Consider the following 17,786-nt stretch of genomic DNA (forward strand, 5'->3'; position numbering starts at 1 on the left):
GGCATTTAAGCTCCGGACGGTATCGAGGGTGGAATCTGCGACGTTCAGCTATATCGTGGCCGCCTCGCTGGTCACGACTCCGGGTAACGGAAAGCACAGCCCGCCCGGGAACTGAATGTATCGCAGACCGTTTTCATAAGGCGGTGATCGGCGTGCAGCAACAGCTACGGCGCCACGTACGTCTACCGCTACTGCTGAGCCCATCGAGGAGCGCCGAGGTTCGGAGTCCGACGTCCGGCCCGACAAACGGGAACCTGACGTAAGCGTGTTGGCCGCACACTGTGGCGGCGAGCACGTTCGGCTCGTTCCAGTACGACAGCCGCGGTTGCGGACGTCGGGCGGCCTGCGCGGTTGCGCACTCCGCCGGTGTCGGCAGATTCGCGGTTCTGACGTAGGCGGAGCATCGATGTTGGCACCAACTTCGGCGTTCGCCAGCTGTTGATCAAGGCGACCTGCCGCATGGCCGATGTGGTATGGCAGGAACGCTGGCCTACTCGTCGTCGGGCCGCCGTGCAGGTCCACTACTGACCGTCGACGTCGAGTGGTACGTAGCGACGGAGCTGGTCTACCTTCCTCGAACAAGTATTACGAATTCAAACTCTCATAGGATTTATCCGCACCCGATGGTTGACCTTCCACACTGGGACGGCCATGATCGTTTGATGGACCGGCCGACCCGTCGCAAGGGGCCACTGCGTGCGCACCAGAGCCACCGACGCGTCATCGGTGTCGTCACGGCCGATGCCACCATGCACGGCCCCGCCGCCACGCTGCACGGCGTCGAGAGCGCGGCTCGCGCCGCGGGCTACGCCCTGGCCTACCAGGAGCTGCAGCACGCCGACCGGTCCAGCGTCGCCGCGGCGCTGGCCGCGCTCGTCAGCGAGTCGGTCGCCGGCATCGTTGTCACGGCCTCCCAGGCAAAAGCCGGATTCGGTGACCTGCCAGCCGCGGTGCCGTGTGTCAAGGTCGGGCCCGCTGAGTCCGGAGGACTGCCATCCGTGTGGATTGACCAGGTCGTCGGCGCGCGGCTCGCCACGCAGCATCTGCTGGGCCTGGGGCACCGGACGGTCTGGCATGTCGCCGGGCCGGAGTCGGCGCCGGAGACGCACAGCCGTATCGACGGCTGGCGGACTGCACTGGACCAGGCCGGCGCGCCGGTTCCCGCTCCGATCCCGGGTCACTGGGGTGCTGAGGCCGGTTATCGTGCGGGGGTCGAGCTGGCGCGACGGGATGGCGTGACGGCGGTGTTCGCCGCCAATGACCAGATGGCGATCGGCGTTCTGCGTGCCTTCCATGAGCACGGCATCAGCGTGCCCGGCGACGTCAGTGTCTCTGGTTTCGACGACATTCCCGAGGCCGCCTACCTGAACCCTCCACTGACCACCATCCGTCAGGACTTCGATGAGGTCGGCCGTGCCTGCGTAGCGATGCTGCTGCGGCATCTGCGGCGTCCCGCGGTGCCGGACCGGGACGCCTTCATGATGGTCAAGCCCGCGCTCATCGTCCGCCGGAGCACCAGATCTGCCCGATCGACGTAGCTACCTCGAAGCGCGCGGTGGCATGTCCCGGCTCGCCGATACATGGAGCCGCCAGCGGAGCAACCCGCCGGCTGGGACCTGCGCGGTGGGCACATCCTCGGTGATGTCGAACCCTCCGCCGAGCATCGGTTCGACGCCGATGCTGCGGTACGGCCCATGTGCCGGCCAGCCGCGCAGGTTGCGCCACAGCGCGACCGACCGCGGCTGGCCGTCGCATTCGAGCGTGAACCTGAGCCGGTCGTCGCCGTCGATGACCGTCACTTCGGGGCAGTCGAGCAGCACGGCGCCGACGGCGGTGCCGTCATCCGGGCCGAGGTGGTCCAGCGGCACCCCACCGGGCGCCGGCCATGGCCCCGTGAACGGCGGCTCGGGATCGGGGTAGAGCCGGGTCCGGGTGCCCGGTGGTGCGTCGAGGCGGGCGGCGCCGGACAGGTCGAGCAGGGCGTGGGCGGCCCAGATGAAGCGGTAGCCGGGTGCGGCGGTGAGCCGGTAGTCCGCTGTCACGATGCCGGCGTGGTCGGTGATGCGGCGGGTGAGGGTGAAGTCCGGTGTGTCGACGGCCGCCGTCGCGGGCCCGGCGGACCGCCAGCGGCGGGACCACACGTCGCCGTGGTCGGGTGTGCCGCGCACGGTGGGCAGGCACTCCTCCAGTCCGCCGGTGTCGACGAAGGGGTCGCCCGGCCGGACGAGGGCGCGGGCGGGTTCGGGGCGGTGCCAGAGCCACTCGCGGCCGCCGCCGGTCAGGCTGGTCCATCGGCCGCCGAGCGCCGGGTCGTGGCGGACGGTCAGCGGTACCGGTGTCATGTCCGGGGCCTCGTTCGTTGATCGCGCCGGAACGCGTGCCGTGCCAAGATACGGAGATGACGCCGCCCAACGCCGACCACCGCTCGTTCGGGCGCACGATGTCCGCGCTCGGCAGGCGGATCGTGCTCGGTCGGCTCGACCCAGGGGCCGTGCTCGACGTCGGCGAGATCGGTGCCGAGTTCGACGTGAGCCGGACCGTGGTCCGCGAGGTGCTGCGCGGGCTCGGCGCCAAGGGGCTCGTGGACGCGCGGCCCAAGCGGGGGACCATCGTGGCGCCCCGCGCGCAGTGGCAGCTCCTCGACTCCGACGTGCTGCGCTGGCGGTTCACCGACGGCGTGGACGAGACGTTCCTGACCGAGCTGTTCGAGCTGCGTCTGGCCGTCGAACCGGCCGTCGCGCGTCTCGCCGCGGAACGCCGCGACGACCACGACATGGCGACGCTGTACCAGGCGCTCGGCGACATGCGTTCGGCGCAGGTCCCCGACGAGCACGTCGAGGCCGACCTCGCCTTCCACCGCGCGTTGCTGGCGGCCGCGCACAACGAGCTCTTCGCGACACTTGGGCCGGTGATCGAGGCCGGGCTTCGGGTGCGTGACCGGTTCGTGCACTCGGTCACCTCGGACACCGCGCCCGAGGAGCATGCGGCGGTGCTGGAGGCGGTGCGCCGGCGCAGACCCGCCGCGGCCGAGTCGGCGATGCGCGCGCTGTTGGTCCGATCGGCGGCCGACGTCGAAAAGGCCCGCGAGGGCGCGGACGCATGACTCAGCCTGCATAGGGCAGCGGTGGCAGGCCGGTCACGCCGACCGCGGCACGGAAGAGCGCACCTGCGCCCGGTTCCGGGTCGGCGAGGCCGTGGCGGGACGTGGTGATGAACAGCTCGTCCAGGGTCGGGCCACCGAAGGTGCAGGCGGTGACCTGCCGGACCGGCACGTGCACCACCCCGTCGAGCAGCCCGCCGGCGGTGTAGCGGTGGACGGCGCCGCCGCCCCACAGCGCGACCCACACGGCGCCGGTGGCGTCGACCGTGATGCCGTCCGGGGAGCCGTGCTCCGGCGGGATCGTCACGAACGGGCGGCGGCGGCCGAGATCCGCGTCGAGGACGTCGATCCGGCCGGTGGCGGTGTCGACGTAGTACGCACCGGTGCCGTCCGGGCTCCAGGCCAGGCCGTTGGAGATGGTCACCTTGGCTAGGACCACCGTGATCTCGCCGGAGGGTGCGAGTCGGTAGAGCCGCCCGGCGCCGGGCCGGGCGTCGTAGGCCATGGATCCGGCGTAGAACGCACCGGCCGGGTCGCAGCCTCCCTCGTTCATCCGGGTCCCGGTGGGCCAGCCGGGCACGGTGATCCGCCGCTCGACTGCATCGTCCCGGTCGAGCAGCAGGAACGCGGATTCGCCGGCCACGACGGTGCCGCCGCCGATGCGGGGGCGCAGCACGGCGGCGACGTCGTCGACGTGCCGGCGGTGCACCCCGCCGGCGCCCAGGCTGCGGTCGGGACCGAGGTCGAGGCTGAGGAGGTCACCGGCGAGCATGTCGACCCATCGCACGGTGCCGCGGGTGGCGTCCCAGACGGGCCCTTCGGCGTGGTCGGCGACGGCGGCGGTCAGTTGTTCGGCGTCCATCAGGGGTACAGCCTGCGCGCAGCGCCACGTGCTGTCAACAACAAGTCGTACTAATTGGAGAACTCATAGGCTTGTTCGGTTGACCGGCCGAGTCTGCGCCGTCCATGATTAGTATGACAATTTCGCTTCCCCGCCGCGAGGAGCCACCGCGTGTACACCATTTCCGCCGTCGCGCCCGAGCCGCCGCTCGACGGGCACCTGCACCTGGGCGAGCCGCCGGACCGCCCGGACGCGATCGCCGCCAACGCCCGCTACCTGACCAGGGACGGCCGGCCGTGGATGCCGGTGATGGGGGAGTTCCACTACTCACGGTACCCGGCCGAGGAGTGGCGCGAGGAGCTGCTGAAGATCCGGGCCGGCGGCATCGACACGGTCGCCACCTACGTGTTCTGGATCTACCACGAGGAGCAGCGCGGCAGCGTCGACTGGACCGGCGACCTGGACCTGCGGCGGTTCGTCGGCGAGTGCGCCGGCGTCGGGCTGGACGTGATCGTGCGGATCGGCCCGTGGGGGCACGGCGAGTGCCGCAACGGTGGGTTCCCCGACTGGGTGCAGCACTCGGGGCTGCGGTTGCGCACCGACGACCCGGGCTACCTCGCCCTGGTCCGGCCCTGGTACGCGCAGATCGCCGCACAGCTGACCGGCCTGTTCCGGAACGCGGGCGGCCCGATCGTGGGTGTCCAGCTGGAGAACGAGCTCTACGACCAGCCCGGTCACCTGCTGACCCTGAAGCGGCTGGCGAAGGATGCCGGGTTCGAGGCACCGCTGTGGACCGCGACCGGGTGGGGGCACGCGCAGCTGCCGCCGGACGAGGTGCTGCCGCTGTTCGGCGGGTACTCCGAAGCCGCCTGGGACAGCGCGCACGACGGGTGGCCGCAGCAGAGCCGCGCGCACTACTTCTTCGGCCCCGGGCGCGACGACGACTCCATCGGCGCCGACCTGCGCGCGATCCCCTCGGTGAGCGGCGGCGACAGCAGCGGCGCCGGAGGCGACGAGTCGCACCTGGTGCGCTACCCGTTCGCCACGTGCGAGCTCGGCGGCGGCATGTACACCTCCTACCATCGCCGCCCCGTGGTGCAGCCTGCCGACATCGCCGCCCTTGCCCTGGTGAAGCTGGGCAGCGGGTCGGCGTGGCAGGGCTACTACATGTACCACGGCGGCTCGATGAGGCTCGGCGCGCTGTCGACGCTGCAGGAGTCGCACGCCACCGGCTACCCCAACGACTGCCCGGTCGTCTCCTACGACTTCCAGGCCCCGCTGGGCGAGTACGGCCAGTTCCGCGACAGCTGGGCATGGCTGCGTCAGCAGCACCTGTGGCTGGCCGACCAAGGGTCGGCGCTCGCCGCGATGACGCTGACGATGCCGGACGAGGCGCCGTCGGACACCGCCGACACCTCGACGCTGCGCTGGGCGCTGCGCGCCGACGGCCGCCGCGGGTACCTGTTCGTCAACAACCATCAGCCGGTGGAGACGCTGCCGGACCACCACGGCGTGCAGTTCACCGTCACCATGGGCGGCCGGGAGCTCGTCCTGCCGTCCGCGCCGGTCACCGTCGCGGCCGGCGCGTCGTTCGTCTGGCCGCTGCACCAGCCGGTGGGTGGCGTCACGCTCGTCGGCGCCACGGCCCAACCGGTGTGCGACCTGCACGCTGCCGGGGTGGCCACGGCGGTGCTGGCCCAGGCCGGCGGCGTCGAGGTGGAGCTGGTGTTCGACGGCGCCGAGGTGGCGAGCGTCGAAGGTCCCGGCACCGTCACCACCGACGGCGACCTGGTCCGGGTGAGCGGCCTGCAGCCCGGAACAGGGTGCCGGGTCCGGATCACCGGCCACGACGCAGGCCGCGCCGACATCCTCGTGCTCGACGAGCGCTCCGCCCGTCAACTGACCCGCGGCCGCTGCTACGGCGCCGACCGTCTGGTCCTGAGCGCCGCACCCGCCGTCGTCGACGGCGACGCGGTCACGGTGTACGGCGCGGCCGCGGATGCGGACGTCCTGCTGTACCCGCCGCTGTCGGAGGCCGGCACCGGTGGCCGGCTGTTCGGCCGATACCCGGTCGGCGGCCCCGGCCCGGTGTCCGCTGCGGCGCCGGTGCGCCTGCTCGCCGCCGAGGGGCCGGCCCGTGAACCGGTCGTCGATCCGGCGTCCGGCAACGCCTCCGCCCCCACCGACGCGGACTTCGACGCCGCCGCCGTGTACGAGATCGACGTCCCGGCGGAGATCCTCGACGGCGACGACGAGACGCTGCTGCGCATCGACTGGACCGGTGACGTGGGCCGCGCGTACATCGGTGACACCCTTGTAGCGGACCAGTTCTGGTACGGACCGGTCTGGGAGATCGGCCTGCGTCGCCACCGGGAGGCGTTGCGCGGCGCGGCGTTGCGCCTGCGGCTGCTGCCGATGCGCAAGGACGCGCCGGTGTACCTGTCGCCGCACGTGCGCCCGTCTGACTACCCGGCCGGACAGGTGCTGCAGCTGCGGTCGGCCACGTTCGTCACCGTGCCGCGCACCGTCGTGGAGCCCGCGTGACCGCCCTTGAAGAAGCGCTCGACGACGCGCTCGACCGCTGCCCCGTCGTCGCCATCATCCGGGCAAGGACGACGGAGCACGTGCCGGTCGTGCTCGACGTGCTCTCGGCGGCCGGGATCACCGCGGTGGAGATCGCCCTGACCACACCGGGCGCCCTCGACGCCATCGCGGCGGCACGGTCGGCGCCACGCGGACTCGTGATCGGCGCCGGCACCGTGCTCGACGCCGGGCAGGCCCGGGCCGCCGTCGCGGCGGGCGCCGCTTACCTGGTCACACCGGCGGTCGTGCCGGAGGCCATGGGTGTCGGGGTGCCGGTCGTGTGCGGCGCCTTGACGCCGACCGAGATGCTGGCCGCCGCACGGGCCGGCGCCGCCCTTGTGAAGGTGTTCCCGATCGCGGCGGCCGGCGGCGTGGACTATCTGCGGGCGGTCCGCGCACCGCTGCCGCATCTGCCGCTCGTGCCCACCGGCGGCGTCGCGGTCGAGGACAGCGCCGCATACCTGAAGGCCGGCGCCCGTGCGGTCGGGATCGGTGCGCCGCTCCTCGGTGACGCGGCCGACGGCGGGGACCCCGACGCGCTGGCCGAGCGGGCCGCGGCGCTCGTCAAAGCGGTCACCCGTGGCTGACCCGCGACCGGATCTGGTGACGCTCGGCGAGGCGATGGCGGTCGTGCGGGCGGCCGCCATCGGCCCGCCACGCCCGGGAGCGACCGCGGAGATGTCCTTCGCGGGTGCCGAGGCCACGGTGGCGATCGGGGTTCGCCGGCTCGGGCACAGCGCACGCTGGATCGGACGCCTCGGCGCCGATGCCTTCGGCGACATGATCGTGGCCGGGCTGCGGGCAGAAGGCGTCGGCACCGGCGCGGTGGTCCGTGACCCGGACCGGCCGACCGGGCTGCTGGTACGGCACCGGCGCACCGCCGACCGCACGTCGGTGGCCTACTACCGGCACGGGGGCGCCGGTGCCGCGCTCGGGCCGCAGGACCTGCCGGGCGATGCGGCGGGTGCCGGCCGCGTGCTGCACCTGTCCGGCATCACCCCGGCGCTCGGTGACGGGCCCGCCGAGGTGGTCGACGACGCCCTCGCCGCCGCGCGCCGGACCGGGGCGCGCATCACGTTCGACGTGAACTTCCGGCGGAAGCTGTGGCCGGTCCAGCGGGCGCGGCCGGTGCTGCGTCGGTGCGTCGCGGCGGCCGGCACCGTGTTCGCCGGGGCCGACGAAGCGGCGCTCGTGCTGGACCTGCCGGAGACGACGGACCCCGTCGTGCTGGCCCGGCGGCTCGGCGAGCTGGGTCCGGACGAGGTCGTGCTGAAGCTCGGCGCGGCCGGCGCGCTCGTGCTCTGCGGCGGCACCGTCGTGCGGGCGCCCGCCGTGCCGGTGACCGTGGCCGATCCGGTCGGCGCCGGGGACGGGTTCGTCGCCGGGTACCTGTCGGGGCTGCTCGACGGCCTGCCCGCGGCCGGGCGTCTCGGCCGGGCGGTGACGTGCGGCGCGTTCGCCGTGTCGACGGTCGGCGACTGGGAGGGTCTGCCCACCCGGGCCGAGCTCGGCCTGCTCGACGGCGCGGACGTGGTGCGGTGACTGCGCCGGCGGGGTGGGCGTCAGCCGATCCCGGCCGGCGCGGTCACGGCGCTGCCGACGGCCTTGGCCGCCTCGACGTCGTCGATCGAGCTCTCGATGAGCTCGCGCATGGCCGTCTCCGCGGCCTTGGGGCGTTGCCGGCGCACGGCGAGCAGCACCTCGGCATGCTTGTCGGCGGACTCGGTCGTCAGGACGTCGTGGACGAACTGGTCGCGCAGCCGCAGGCCCACCTCGATCGTTGCCGACATCTGCAGCAGCAGTTCGTTGTGGGTGGCGCGCAGCAGCGCGTCGTGAAAGGCGAGGTCGGCCTCGACGTGCTGGGCGGCGCGGTGCCCGGCCGCGGCGCGCATGGCGGCCAGGGCGTCCTCGAGGTCGGCCAGGTCCCGGTCGGTGCGGCGCAGCGCCGCCAGGCGTGCGGCGGCGGGCTCGACGGTCAGCCGGACCTCGCCGAGCTCGTCGAGGAACGTCGCGTCCACGCCGTCGGCGAACCGCCACCGCAGCACGTCGGAGTCCAGCAGTGCCCACTGCTCGCGTGGCGCGACGAACGTCCCGCGCCGTGGCCGCGCGCCGACGAGCCCTTTCGCCGCCAGGACCCGCAGCCCCTCCCGCACCACGGTGCGGGACACGCCGAAGTGCTTCTCGAGGGCGATCGGGTCGAGGTCGGCGTCCGGCGCCAGCTCACCGTTGACGATCGCCGCGCCCAACGCCGCGACGAGGCGCCCGTGCGCACCGCCCCTGCCGTAATCGACCATGCCCGCATCATGCCACGAACTGGCCCGTGAGCGGGTATCGTCCGACTAGTTAAAGCGCACTACTAAAAAAATAAGTCACACTATTTGTTGACAGCCTGTGTCGCGCGGGCGCATGATTCCTGCACTTCCTCCCCGGCCGACACCCCACCTTCCCGGCCGGACGTGCATCGTTTGCCTGAAGGAGACCTCCGATGAACGGACTTTCGCGCCGTGGCTTCCTGCGTGCCACCGCGCTTGCCGGTGGCGGCCTGCTCGCCGCGCCCCTGCTATCCGCCTGCAGCGACGACGGCGGCGACGCCGTGCAGTCCGGGGCGGTCAAAATCGATTTCTGGACCCACGACCCGGGCTATGAGAAGACGTTCACCCAGACGGCCAAGGAGCTCACCGACGGCGCCGCCGGTTCGAAGTTCGACTACACGCTCAACGTCACCAAGGGCGAAAGCGACGCCCTGGTCACCCGCCTGATCTCCCAGGGCGCCGCAGGCTCCGGCACACCGGACCTGATCGGCATCGTGATCAGCGTGTTCCCGCGGCTGATGGCCGGCGGCATCGCCAAACAGCTCCTCGTGCCGCTCGACGACCTCATCGCCCCGGTCAAGGACGACCTGCTGCGCACCGCCCCGTACGCCTACGACGGCAAGGTCTACGCGCTGGAGTCCGACACCTGCGTGAGCGTGCTGTACTACCGCGAGGACGAGTTCACCAAGAACGGCATCCCTGCCGACGTCGCCACCTGGGAGGACCTCGCCACGATCGGGGCGAGCCTGCACGCGCGCACCGGGCAGTCCCTCGGCGTCGTCGCGACCGGTGACAACGGCTCCATCACCAACCAGTACCTGCAGTTCCTGCTGCAGCGCGGCGGTGGGTTCTTCAACGACAAGGGCGAGCTGCTCCTGGACAGTCCCGAGGCGGTGCAGACGATCGAGTTCATGGCGAAGGGGCTGCAGTCCGGGTTCCTGCTCGGCGTGCCCGACCCGTACGGCGCGCCGAACACGGCCGCGCTGAAGGAGGGCAAGCTCATCGCCATCGCGATGCCCAACTGGTACAACGTGTACGGCCTGCAGGCGAACGTGCCCGACCAGAAGGGCAAGTGGAAGATGCGGGCGCTGCCGAAGTTCCAGGCCGGCGGCCACATCGGCTCGTCGCTCGGCGGCACCGGCTTCGCCGTGGTGAAGAACAAGCCCAGCACGACCGCCGCGACCGAGCTGCTGCGCTACACGTACCTGACCAGGGAGGGGCAGCTGGCCCGGTTCAAGGCCGGCGGGTTCCTGCCCACCCTGAAGAGCCTGTACACCGACCAGGACTTCCTCGGCTACGAGGACCCCTACCTCGGCCAGAAGGCCTTCGACGTCTACACCCCCGCGGCGAAGGACCTGCCGACCTTCTACCAGAACGAGAACCTCAACCTGCTGACCGACACCTTCGGCGGGCCGCTGCTGGAGGCGCTGCGCGGCAAGAAGAGCCCGGGCGACGCGATCAAGGAGACCGTCGAGGCCTACAAGAAGAAGGCGAAGTAGGCGATGGCCGCGGTCCTGGAAACGCAGACGGCCGGTGCCGGTCCGGGCGCTGCCCGGTCCCGGGCGGCGCGGCACGGCTGGGTGCCGTACGCGTTCATCTCACCGTTCTACCTGCTGTACGGACTGTTCCTCATCGTTCCCATCGGTGTCGGGGTGTACCTGAGCTTCACCGAGTGGGCCGGGCTGGGCACGCCGCTGTGGGTGGGCACGCAGAACTACCGTGAGCTGTTCGCCGACGACAGTTTCCGCACCGCGGTCGTCAACACCGCGATCTACGTCGTGTTCGCCGTGCTGATCGTGGTGCCGGCCGCGCTGCTCATCGCCCAAGCGCTCAACACCCGCGGGCTGCGCGGCCGGGACCTGTTCCGGCTGACCTTCTTCACGCCGGTCGTGCTGTCCCCGATCATCATCGCGCTGGTCTTCACGCTGTTCTACGACCGGGAGTACGGGCTGCTCAACGCCGCCCTGCGCGGCTTCTTCGGCACCGGCGGCGTCGACTGGCTCGGCGACCCGACCTGGGCGAAGGTCAGCGTGATGCTGCTGGTGCTGTGGCGGTGGACCGGCTACCTGACCATCTTCTTCCTCGCCGGGCTGCAGAACGTGCCCAAGGAGCTGTACGAGGCGGCGCGGCTGGACGGCGCGGGGGCGCTGCGCACCTTCTTCAACATCACCGTCCCGATGCTCAAGCCGGTCACCGCGTTCGTCGCCGTCACCGTCATCGTCGGCACCGCCCAGATCATGGAGGAGCCGTACCTGCTCACCAAAGGCGGCCCCGGCGAGGCGACGCTGCCGGTGGCGATGTTCATCTACCGGGAGGCGTTCATGCGTCAGCACCTCGGCTACGCCGCGGCCGCCGGCGTGGTCATGTTCGCGATCGTCTTCGCGATCGGCCGGACCGCGACCGCGGTGTTCGGCGTCGGGCGGCAGCGATGAGCGCCCCGGCGCGCCAGGCAGCCGTCGAGCCGGCGACAGCAACGGCGCAGAGGCCCGAGCCGCCCGTCCGTCGTGGGCGCCGGCTCCGGGCGGGCCGGTGGCTGCTGTATGCCTTCCTCGGCTCGCTGGTCGTCGTGTTTGTCCTGCCCATGCTGTGGGCGCTGGCCTCGTCGTTCAAACCCCGCGGCGACATCTTCGGCTACCCGCCGTCATTGGTCCCCGACCCGTTCACCCTGGACAACTACACCCGGATGCTGGACGCCCAGCCGTTCTGGTCGTGGTTCGCGATCAGCACCGTCGTCGCGGTGGTCTCCACCGCGGTCGCCGTGTTCGTCTGCTCCCTCGCCGGGTTCGCGTTCGCCAAGTACCGCTTCCGCGGCAAGAACGTGCTGTTCAACATCATGTTCAGCTCGCTGACCGTCCCGTTCGCGGTCATCGTGGTGCCGCTGTTCGTCATGCTCGTGAAGACCGGCCTGAACAACCCGTGGTTCGCGCTCATCGTGCCGTGGCTGGCGCCGGCCTTCGGTATCTTCATGATGCGCCAGTACGTGGAGCAGTCCGTGCCCGATGAGATCCTCGAGTCCGCGAGGGTCGACGGCGCGTCGGAGTTCAGGCTGTTCCTGCGGATCGTCATGCCGCTGCTGCGCCCCGCGCTCGGGGCGCTCGCGGTGTGGAGCTTCCTCAGCACCTACAACAGCTTCTTCTGGCCGCTCATCGTCGTCGGCAACGACGAGCAGTACACGCTGCCGCTGGGCATCCAGTCCATCTATGCCGCCGAGGCGAGGCAGGTCGACCTCGTCCTGGCCGCGTCGGTCCTGGCCGCGATCCCCAGCCTGCTGCTGTTCACCGCCTTGCGTAAGCAACTCCTCGAAGGGCTCACCGCCGGTGCCGTCAAACACTGACAAGCTCACCATCACTCTGTGGGACTTCACCTGGTACACCCGTACCGGACCCGGCGAGCCCTTCGCCGACCTCGACGCGGCGTTCGCGCAGGCCGTCGAGCGCGGTTACAACACCGTCCGCGTCTGCGCCATGCCGTTCCTGCTGTTCCGCTCCGGCCTCGACACCACCGCCCTGACCTTCACCGGCCTCGGCGGCGGGTACGCCCAGCGCACCCGCTGGTACGACGTGCCGGGCGAGGCGACGATCGACGGACGGGCGCACCTGCTCGCCCTGTTCACCGCCGCCGCCCGGCACGGCTGCCGGATCATCGTCTCCAGTTGGGAGTACCAGCAGAGCCCGGCGTTCCTGTCCGTGCCCGACTGGCACCACGCGCTGTCCTCGGTCCCACCCGCCGACCGGGCCGACGTGCTCGCCGACGCGCACGCCGACCTTGTCGACCACGTCACCGCACACGGCCTGGCCGGCCAGCTCGCGTTCGTGGAACTGCACAACGAGGTCCAGTTCGGCAGGCTCGCCGACGTCGGCTCACCCGGCGAGGATCCGCTGCAGGCGCTGCAGCCGTACCTCACCGCGGCGATCGACCGGTTCAAGCGCCGGCACCCCGAGGTGCCGGTGACCGTGAACGTCGCCCGGGTGCCTGTCGGGTCGATGCGCTTCCTGCCGGCCAACGCCGACGTGGCGGTGTTCCACCCATATCTCAACGGCGTCCTCGAGGAGCTGCACGACGCCTTCGCCCTGCGCAGCCCCGACCGGCCGTTCCCGCAGGGTCTCGCCCGCCGGGAGCTGCTGCGCGACGGTGCGCCGGACCTCGACGCGTGGTGGCCGCCGGACGCCGACCGGTGGCGCCTGGACGCCACCGTCGTTGGGCACCGGGAGGTCTACGTCCACGACTGGTGCGACCCGGCCAAGTGGGACCGCTGGCTGTACGACCGCTACGCCGTCCACCGGCACGCGATGCGCCAGAAGCTCGAGCTGTGGATCACGGCCGCCGCCGACTGGGCCGCCGCGAACGACATCCCCCTGGTCCTCGGCGAAGGCTGGGTCGGCTACACCCCGCTGCACGGCACCTTCGAGGAGGGCCCGGTCGGTGCTCAGTTCTGTCGCGAAGCGGTCGGACTGGCGTCCCAGGTGGGCGCATGGGGCACGGTGGTGTGCTCCAACGCCGCCCCGCACCATCCGATGTGGCACGACGTCGCCCTGCAGGTCGAACTGAACCGGGAGTTCGCCGGATGAACACCGAACGGTTCAACGGCCGGGTCGTCCTCGTGACCGGCGCCGCATCCGGCATCGGTGCCGAGGCGGCGGCCCGGTTCGCCGCCGAAGGCGCCGACGTCGTGCTGCTGGACATCGACGACGACCGCGGCAACGCCGTCGCCCACGAGACCGGCGGGCGGTACCTGCACTGCGACGTCGCCGCCGCCGCCGACTGGGACACCGTCGCCACCAGCGTGCACGAGCAGTACGGCCGGGTCGACGTCGTGTTCTCCAACGGGCCCGGCAGGATCGTGCGGACCGTCGCCGTGCACGAGCTGACCGAGGACGAGTGGGACCGGCAGATCGCCGTCACGCTCAAGGCCGCGTACCTGGCGGCCCGCACGTTCTGCCCCTCGCTCGGCCGGACCCAAGGCTCGTTGATCTTCACCTCGTCCGTGCACGCCGGGATCGGGGTGCGAGGCTGCGCTGCCTACGCGGCGGCCAAGGGTGGCCTGCTCGCACTGACGCGGCAACTCGCCGTCGAGTACGCGCCGGCCGTGCGGGTCAACGCGGTCGTCCCCGGACCGGTCCGCACCCCGGCCTGGGACGGCATCGACAGCGCCGGCGTGGCCGCCACCATCGCCGAGACCCCGGCGGGACGCCTGGGCGATCCGGCCGACATCGCCGCTGCGGTCGCCTATCTCGCCTCCCCGGACGCCAGCTTCGTCACCGGCTCGACCCTCACCGTCGACGGCGGCTGGACGATCTCCACCACCTCCTCCTGAGCTCCTGACACCGCAAGGGTGACTGCACATGAAGATCGTCTCGATGGACACCTTTCTCGTCCCGCCACGCTGGCTGTTCCTTCGCGTGCGGACGGACGAAGGCATCACCGGATGGGGCGAACCGGTCGTCGAGGGCCGGGCCGAGACGGTGCGGGCAGCGGTGGCGGAGCTCAGCGACTACCTCATCGGCGAGGACCCGCTGCGCATCGAGCACCACTGGCAGGTACTCACGAAAGGCGGCTTCTACCGGGGCGGGCCGGTGCTGTCCAGCGCCGTCGCCGGCATCGACCAGGCGCTGTGGGACATCGCCGGCAAGACGTACGGACGGCCGGTGCACGCGCTGCTCGGCGGACACGTCCGGGACCGGGTCCGGATGTACGCGTGGATCGGCGGTGACCGACCCGCCGACGTCGCCGCCCTCGCGCGGGAACAGATCGACGCCGGGTTCACCGCGGTGAAGATGAACGGCTCAGGGGAGCTCACGCACATCGACACCCCACGCCGCACCGGCGAGGTCGTCGAACGCGTCGCGGCCGTCCGGGACGCGATCGGCCCGGACAACGACCTCGTCGTGGACTTCCACGGCCGGGTCTCGACCGCCATGGCCCGCCGGCTGCTGCCGCTGCTCGAGCCGTACCTGCCGCTGTTCATCGAGGAGGCCGTCCTGCCCGAACACACGGCCCACCTCGCCGCGCTCGCCGCCGCTACCGCGATCCCCCTGGCCGCGGGGGAGCGGCTGTACTCGCGAGGGGACTTCCGGACGCTGCTCGCCAGCGGCGCCGCCGTCGCCCAGCCGGACGTGTCGCACGCCGGCGGGATCTCCGAGGTGCGGCGCATCGCCGCGATGGCCGAGAGCCATGACGTGAGCATGGCCCCGCACTGCCCACTCGGGCCGATCGCGCTCGCGGCCAGCCTGCAGCTGGCGTTCGCCATCCCGAACTTCCTCATCCAGGAACAGAGCGTGGGCATCCACTACAACATCGGCAACGACGTGCTCGACTACCTCGTCGACCCGGCACCGCTGCGGTTCCGTCACGGCCACGCCGAACTCGGCAACGCCCCGGGCCTCGGCATCGAGGTCGACGAGCAAGCGGTGCTCCGCGCCGCCGAGGTCGGCCACCGCTGGCGCAACCCGATCTGGCACCACGCCGACGGCTCCCTCGCCGAGTGGTGACCACCATGGGCCGGCGGACACTCCGTTGCCCGCCGGAGGGCCACGGCAGCGTCCCGCGGAGGCTGGCGCCACGTCGCCGCCCGCCTGCGGTGGCGGCGGTCATGGCCGCTTACCGGTGGCGGGCTGGCAGAATGTTCCAGGTGGATCAGCCGGAGGGGACCCGACACGCACGCCGCGTGGCGGTCACCCTGCACGACGTGGCCCGCGAGGCGGGGGTCTCGTATGCCACCGCGTCGCGCGCCCTCAACGGCAGTGACCGCAATGTCCGGCAGGAGAACGCGGTCCGGGTCCAGGCCGCTGCTGCCCGGCTCGGCTACGTGCCGCACGCGCCCGCGCAGGCGATCGCCCGCGGTTCCACCAACACCGTGGCGCTGGTCGTCAGCGACGTCGACGACCCCTACTTCTCGATGATCGCCGCCGGCGTCATCGACGCCGCCGAGGACGCCGGTCTCATCGTCACCATGGCGGTGGCCGATCGCTCGCCGGGGCTGGAGCTGCAGATCGTGCGGACGCTGCGCGGGCATCGGCCGCGGGCCATTGTGGTCGCGGGGAGCCGCATCGACGGCTCCGGGGAGCGGGCCTCGCTGGTCGAGGAGCTGGAGGCGTACCGCGCCAGTGGTGGCCGGGTGAGCCTGATCAGCCAGCCGGACCTGCCGTTCCCGACGTTCGCCATCGACAACACCGGCGGTGCGCGACGGCTGGCGCTGGAGCTGGCCGGGCTCGGCTACCAGCGGTTCGCCGTCGTGCACGGCGACGACGCGATCCGCGCGTCCCGGGACCGGCGCACCGCGTTCGCGGACGGGCTGCGCGAGGCGGGCCTCGGGCTCGACCCGGGGTGCGAGATCGCGACCGACTTCAGCCGCTCCGGCGGGCTCGCTGCCGCGGAGCGGCTCGCCGAGCTGGCGCGCGCCGGGGTGGAGGCGGTGTTCGCGGTGACCGACGTGATGGCCATCGGCGCGATGAGCGGGCTGCGGGCGGCCGGGCTGCGACCAGGAGTGGATCTCGCGCTGGCCGGCTTCGACGACATCGAGGCAGCCGGTGAGGTCACGCCCGGGCTGACCTCGGTGCGGGCGCCGCTGCGGGAGGTTGGGCGGCGGGCCGTGGAGGCGGCGCTGTCGGGGGCACCGGCGGGCGTCGTCGACATCCCGGTCGAGGTGGTGCTGCGCGACAGCACCCCGCCACGACACCGCGGGGCCGACCCGCCACGAACCGTTGTCGTGAACGGCGCCACCCACCTCACCGCCAGGAAGGGACACGACGTTGCCGCATCCAGCCAGGCCCACGGTCACGTTACGTGATGTCGCGGGTGCGGCCGGGGTCTCGGTCGCGACCGCGTCCCGGGTGCTCAGCGGCAGCTCGCGGTCGGTCGCCCCGCAGTACGTGAGCCGGGTGCTGGAGGCGGCCGCGTCGCTGCGGTACACCGCGGACGTGTCGGCGCGGGCGATGCGACGCAAGAGCGACGCCATCGCGTTGGTCGCCGACGACCTGACCACGCCCTCCATCGCGCTCGTAGTCGCGGCGATGGAGCGGCAGGCACGCACCGTGGACGCGTTCGTCACCGTGTCGGCCACGCGAGGACTACCCGAGCGGCAGCTGGAGACCGTCCGGACACTGTGCGGCTTCTGGCCCCGGGCGCTGGTGCTGACCTCCAGCCGGATCGCGACCGGCGAGGTCGGCGCCCGGCTGCTCGAGGAGCTGCTCGCGTACGAGCGCCGTGGCGGCCGGGTGGTGATCTACGGCGACATCGACGTGCCGTTCGACTCGATCCGCGTCGACGACCGTGCGTCGGCTCGGCTGCTCGGTGCGCATCTGGCCGCGACCGGCCACCGCCGCCCGGTGATCCTCGCCGGCAGCCGTGAACGCTCCTTCGCCGCCGAGCGGACGTCGGGGTTCGTGGAGGGCCTGCTCGGCGGTGGGGTCGACGTGCAGGACATCCGGATCGTCAACTGCGAGGTCGGCAGGCGCGGCGCCTTCGAGGCCACGGCGGCGCTGATCGGCGGCGGACTCGGCGACACCGATGCGCTGCTCGCCGTCAACGACCAGATGGCGATCGGCGCCCTCGCCGCGTGCCGGGCCGCCGGAGTCGACGTCCCCGGTCGGCTATCGGTGTCGGGCTTCGACGACATCCAGCTCGCCGCCGACGTGACGCCGCGGCTGACGACGGTCGCGCTGCCCTTCGCCGACATCGGTGCCCGCTCGATTCGACTCGCACTGACCGCGGGGGAGGATCGCCGGGACGTGGTGCGAGAGACGGTCATGGGCACGCTGGTCCCCGGCGGGAGCACCGTGGACCGGGCCGCCCGCAACCGGTAGCGGCGGGCCGCTCGCAGCCGGTAGTGGCTGCTCCGCCCCAGAAAGCGGTAACGACGGGTCGTCGTTGCAACTTCCGGAACGCTGTGGTGGAATACGTTTTCCCAAGCACGATCCGGAGCCTGACACCCCTGTCCAGCTGCCCCGTTTGT

General features: G+C 71.9%; 16 protein-coding genes. 13 read left to right on the forward strand and 3 right to left on the reverse strand.

Going from position 1 to position 17,786, the window contains the following annotated elements; translation table 11 throughout:
• The first annotated feature begins 662 nt into the window (after nucleotides 1–662).
• On the forward strand, nucleotides 663–1,538 hold the full coding sequence (locus tag OP18_RS21085; RefSeq protein ID WP_052387060.1) for a substrate-binding domain-containing protein: 876 nt from the start codon (nucleotides 663–665) through the stop codon (nucleotides 1,536–1,538).
• Here the strand turns inward: OP18_RS21085 and OP18_RS21090 are convergent, their stop codons facing one another.
• Nucleotides 1,539–2,342, reverse strand: a complete 804-nt coding sequence (locus OP18_RS21090; protein ID WP_033360696.1) for a hypothetical protein — start codon at nucleotides 2,340–2,342, stop codon at nucleotides 1,539–1,541.
• A gap of 56 nt (nucleotides 2,343–2,398) precedes the next feature.
• On the opposite strand from OP18_RS21090, the gene OP18_RS21095 reads away from it, so the two are divergent.
• On the forward strand, nucleotides 2,399–3,103 hold the full coding sequence (locus tag OP18_RS21095; RefSeq protein ID WP_033360697.1) for a FadR/GntR family transcriptional regulator: 705 nt from the start codon (nucleotides 2,399–2,401) through the stop codon (nucleotides 3,101–3,103).
• A 1-nt stretch (nucleotide 3,104) separates the two neighbouring features.
• On the opposite strand, the gene OP18_RS21100 is transcribed toward OP18_RS21095, so the two are convergent.
• Complete coding sequence (locus OP18_RS21100; RefSeq protein WP_033360698.1) at nucleotides 3,105–3,962, reverse strand: SMP-30/gluconolactonase/LRE family protein; 858 nt, start codon at nucleotides 3,960–3,962, stop codon at nucleotides 3,105–3,107.
• A gap of 150 nt (nucleotides 3,963–4,112) precedes the next feature.
• Between OP18_RS21100 and OP18_RS21105 the strand changes: the two genes are divergently transcribed.
• The 3 genes from OP18_RS21105 to OP18_RS21115 are packed head-to-tail and all read left to right on the forward strand — an operon-like array spanning nucleotide 4,113 to nucleotide 8,066.
• Nucleotides 4,113–6,485, forward strand: coding sequence for a beta-galactosidase (locus OP18_RS21105; protein WP_081970951.1), 2,373 nt, complete (start codon nucleotides 4,113–4,115; stop codon nucleotides 6,483–6,485).
• On the forward strand, nucleotides 6,482–7,111 hold the full coding sequence (locus tag OP18_RS21110; protein WP_033360699.1) for a bifunctional 4-hydroxy-2-oxoglutarate aldolase/2-dehydro-3-deoxy-phosphogluconate aldolase: 630 nt from the start codon (nucleotides 6,482–6,484) through the stop codon (nucleotides 7,109–7,111). Before OP18_RS21105 ends, OP18_RS21110 begins: the two co-directional genes overlap by 4 nt.
• On the forward strand, nucleotides 7,104–8,066 hold the full coding sequence (locus OP18_RS21115) for a sugar kinase (protein ID WP_211273621.1): 963 nt from the start codon (nucleotides 7,104–7,106) through the stop codon (nucleotides 8,064–8,066). The genes OP18_RS21110 and OP18_RS21115 overlap by 8 nt, the downstream gene beginning before the upstream one ends.
• A gap of 20 nt (nucleotides 8,067–8,086) precedes the next feature.
• On the opposite strand, the gene OP18_RS21120 is transcribed toward OP18_RS21115, so the two are convergent.
• Nucleotides 8,087–8,818, reverse strand: coding sequence for a FadR/GntR family transcriptional regulator (locus tag OP18_RS21120; RefSeq protein WP_033360700.1), 732 nt, complete (start codon nucleotides 8,816–8,818; stop codon nucleotides 8,087–8,089).
• Nucleotides 8,819–9,009: 191 nt separating this feature from the next.
• Between OP18_RS21120 and OP18_RS21125 the strand changes: the two genes are divergently transcribed.
• The 8 genes from OP18_RS21125 to OP18_RS21160 all read left to right on the forward strand — a co-directional run bounded on the left by OP18_RS21125 (nucleotide 9,010) and on the right by OP18_RS21160 (nucleotide 17,637).
• Nucleotides 9,010–10,335, forward strand: coding sequence for an ABC transporter substrate-binding protein (locus OP18_RS21125; protein ID WP_033360701.1), 1,326 nt, complete (start codon nucleotides 9,010–9,012; stop codon nucleotides 10,333–10,335).
• A 3-nt stretch (nucleotides 10,336–10,338) separates the two neighbouring features.
• Nucleotides 10,339–11,268, forward strand: a complete 930-nt coding sequence (locus OP18_RS21130; RefSeq protein ID WP_081970952.1) for a carbohydrate ABC transporter permease — start codon at nucleotides 10,339–10,341, stop codon at nucleotides 11,266–11,268.
• Between the two features lie 134 nt (nucleotides 11,269–11,402).
• Complete coding sequence (locus OP18_RS60725; RefSeq protein ID WP_245635480.1) at nucleotides 11,403–12,170, forward strand: carbohydrate ABC transporter permease; 768 nt, start codon at nucleotides 11,403–11,405, stop codon at nucleotides 12,168–12,170.
• Complete coding sequence (locus OP18_RS21140; protein ID WP_033360702.1) at nucleotides 12,154–13,404, forward strand: cellulase-like family protein; 1,251 nt, start codon at nucleotides 12,154–12,156, stop codon at nucleotides 13,402–13,404. The genes OP18_RS60725 and OP18_RS21140 overlap by 17 nt, the downstream gene beginning before the upstream one ends.
• Nucleotides 13,401–14,150: an SDR family NAD(P)-dependent oxidoreductase gene (locus tag OP18_RS21145; protein WP_033360703.1), complete on the forward strand. Its 750-nt coding sequence runs from the start codon at nucleotides 13,401–13,403 to the stop codon at nucleotides 14,148–14,150. Before OP18_RS21140 ends, OP18_RS21145 begins: the two co-directional genes overlap by 4 nt.
• Before the next feature lie 28 nt (nucleotides 14,151–14,178).
• Nucleotides 14,179–15,324 carry a galactonate dehydratase gene (dgoD, locus tag OP18_RS21150; RefSeq protein ID WP_033360704.1) on the forward strand — a complete coding sequence of 382 codons (1,146 nt, stop codon included), beginning with the start codon at nucleotides 14,179–14,181 and terminating at the stop codon, nucleotides 15,322–15,324.
• Nucleotides 15,325–15,500: 176 nt separating this feature from the next.
• Nucleotides 15,501–16,622, forward strand: a complete 1,122-nt coding sequence (locus OP18_RS21155; protein ID WP_063745553.1) for a LacI family DNA-binding transcriptional regulator — start codon at nucleotides 15,501–15,503, stop codon at nucleotides 16,620–16,622.
• A gap of 43 nt (nucleotides 16,623–16,665) precedes the next feature.
• Nucleotides 16,666–17,637: a LacI family DNA-binding transcriptional regulator gene (locus tag OP18_RS21160; protein ID WP_052387061.1), complete on the forward strand. Its 972-nt coding sequence runs from the start codon at nucleotides 16,666–16,668 to the stop codon at nucleotides 17,635–17,637.
• The last annotated feature ends 149 nt before the right edge of the window (nucleotides 17,638–17,786 follow it).

The organism is Dactylosporangium aurantiacum, assembly GCF_000716715.1.
Taxonomy (GTDB): Bacteria; Actinomycetota; Actinomycetes; order Mycobacteriales; family Micromonosporaceae; genus Dactylosporangium; species Dactylosporangium aurantiacum.